The 3040-nt window shown below is 41.9% G+C and carries 2 protein-coding genes; both read left to right on the top strand.

Annotated features, from left to right (window positions below):
• Window positions 1-120: 120 nt before the first annotated feature.
• Entirely contained in the window at window positions 121-1233 is a 1113-nt protein-coding gene (locus ASV53_RS23400; protein ID WP_094958909.1) for a GGDEF domain-containing protein, read from the top strand.
• A gap of 144 nt (window positions 1234-1377) precedes the next feature.
• Window positions 1378-2901, top strand: coding sequence for an MltF family protein (locus ASV53_RS23405; protein ID WP_338091434.1), 1524 nt, complete (start codon window positions 1378-1380; stop codon window positions 2899-2901).
• The last annotated feature ends 139 nt before the right edge of the window (window positions 2902-3040 follow it).

Here is a 3040-nt window from a genome sequence, read left to right on the forward strand (position 1 = left end):
TTTTAATGATACGGCTACCACCGTGATCAACACATGGCTATTCGTCGGCACCGTCACATGTGTAAAGAGACAGCTAAAATAAAGTAGAATAGATAGACACTTAATTTGGATGTTTTTTACATGGATGAACTCAGCCTAACCGCTCGAGTAGACAAAGCTGCACTTACCAATCTATCAACAGGCTTTCGTTGGGCTTCTGCTGTTTCTCTCTTCTTCCTATTAATGATGACTTTCTCTTTTCGCATAGAAGATACAGGCATCATTGATAGCTATTTCGACCAGTTTTTCCTGCTGGCTATCATATGCAGCCTCGTCTTTATCTTCGGTGCTAATCTCTTAAACATTCCGTTTTTCTATGCACGCTGGAAAATAGCCAGCATTGCTTATGCATCAACGTTTAGTACCTGTTGGGCTGCAATTATTGCCTTAATATCTATTGGCGGTGACTATTACGATGCAGCTGACATTCTTAGCGATATAATGTTAATGATTGTTTTACTAGGTTTTTTCTCTTATCGCCCCGTCCTTTATGCTGGCATATTACCGATATTATTCGTTAGTACTGTTCTCAGTTTTGTTTCAGCTAAAAACGCTTTCATTCTCCCAACCGAGAAACTCATAGCAGCCTGCCTAGTTGTTGAATCTGGGCGACGCATCCTTTATCGCTGGTTTTATAACAATATAGAAAAAGAGCATGAAAATAATCGCTTGATGAGAAAACTCTCCGATATGGCCTCACGCGATCAACTGACTGACATCCATAACCGCCGTTTCTTTGAATATGAACTCGATAAACAATTTCAACGAACAAAACGCACACAGAGTGAACTCGGCGTGGTCATGATTGATATTGACCATTTTAAAAATTACAACGATAGATTGGGGCACGTAGAAGGCGATAAATGTATTCGTAATGTGGCTAATATTATCCAGCGAAGCTTGAAGCGCAGCACAGATAGCGTCTCTCGTTATGGCGGTGAGGAATTTGTCGTTTTGCTGCCTAATACCGATTTAGCTGGCACGCTACAAGTTGTGAAACGCATTAAGACAAACCTGGCTAACAAAGCCATTGTACACCCTGACTCCAATACCAGCGAATGGGTAACAGTTAGCCAAGGGATTGCACAGTGGCGTCAACATATAGGGCCAGAGAGCCTTATTAAAGAGGCCGATTACTATTTGTATAAAGCGAAACAATTGGGCAGAAATCAATATTATTACTCAGCAGCCTAAACTATCCACCTAGTATGCTCACGAGCTCCCCCCCGAGTCATGAGCAAGTAAAAGGCTAAGCCTTCCCTGTAACGACACCATCTTTACTATACTGACTGAACACTCACTGCTATCACTCTTTTATGGCTAAAGCTGGTGAACTTTGTGAATACAGCCTCCCCGTATAGTGGCACTCCAAACCGTCTTAGCAAAACAGTAAGTGGATGCCTGCTTACTAAACTCCGCTATTTACTACGTTTATGGGCTACGATTATTGCCATCATGATAAGTGCAGGGCTTGTTACGACGTCGGCTAGCGCCATTGAGATCTCTCCAATACCCACCATTCGGCACACTGGTGATCTTAATACCATCAAAGATGAGGGGGTTATTCGTGTGCTTGTTGCTGCTGATCTTGGCTTTTATTACCTCGACAAAGGAAGGCCCAAAGGGGTGGTATCTGAAATGCTTATCTTGTTTGAGAAATACCTTGCTAAGCATACCAATCAACGCCTTCACCTCAGTGTCATTCCCATCGCACGCGATCAACTACTGCCCGCTCTTATGGCGGGTATTGGTGACATTGCAGCGGCCAACCTCACTATTACAGCCCAGCGCGCTACCAAGGTCGATTTTAGCGCCCCTATATTGAAAGATATTAATGAGGTTTTCATCACCTCCAACAAAACCAAACCGATTACGGGTTTTGAACAGCTTGCGGATCAGGCTGTATGGGTACGGCCTAGCTCTAGTTATTATCAAAGTATCCGAAAGATTAATCGCGCATTGAAACAACAAAAGTTGCCGCCAATGCAGATACATTTCATTGAAGAAACCATGCAAGATTACGAACTACTTAAAATGATTCAGTCAGGCATGATTACTATGACTGTGCTCGATAGCCATAAAGCCGAGTTCTGGGATTTAGTCACTGATGATTTACAGGTACATACCCAATCCCCTATTCGTACGGGTGGTCAAATTGGTTGGATGTTTAGGAAGAACAGTCCTGAGTTAGCAAAAATCGTCAATGGCTTTATCAGCAATAACCGCCGTGGCACTCTGAATGGCAACGTGATTTTTAATCGTTACCTTAATAGCCAAGCTTGGTTTCAAAAAGTGGTGAGCCCTGAGAATATTAAAAAATTCAAAAAACTCGAAAAACGATTCACGCGTTATGGCGATAAATACGAAATTAACTGGTTGATCATTGCAGCCCAAGCATTTCAAGAATCACAATTTGATCAGTCTAAACGTTCCCATGCGGGTGCTGTCGGCATTATGCAAGTTTTGCCACAGACAGCACGAGAGCCTTATATCGATATCCCTAACATCTACAATATTGATAACAATATCCATGCTGGTGTTAAATACATGGATTTTATTTTGACACGCTACTACAAAGGTGACACCGACATAGACGAAGCAAATAAGCTGTATTTTGCGCTTGCTAGCTATAATGCCGGCCCTGCGCGTATTAAACGCATGCGAAGACTCGCCGCTGAACAAGGTTTCAATGCCGATGAATGGTTTAACAACGTTGAAGTGATCGCACGGAAAAAAATTGGACTAGAGCCTGTTGTATATGTCGGAAATATCAGCCGCTACTACACTATTTATAAACAAATCTTTGCATTGCAGAATATAGCGGGACAGCGTCAACTCTCTAGCATCACACCTAGCAGATAACTGAACTTGATTTGATTCGGTTTTGGTTTTGGTTTTGGTTTTGGTTTTGGTTTTGGTTTTGGTTTTGAAATAAGTTGCAAAAAATTCGCTTACCCACTCGCAAATCTTTTGTTTTTCTTTTTCAAATCTGTCAATAATA

This window comes from Photobacterium sanguinicancri, from assembly GCF_002265265.1.
Taxonomy (GTDB): domain Bacteria; phylum Pseudomonadota; class Gammaproteobacteria; order Enterobacterales; family Vibrionaceae; genus Photobacterium; species Photobacterium sanguinicancri.

Excerpts from the sequence above, each read along its gene's own strand:
- ASV53_RS23400 (WP_094958909.1), top strand. The coding sequence starts at position 121 with ATGGATGAACTCAGCCTAACCGCTCGAGTAGACAAAGCTGCACTTACC.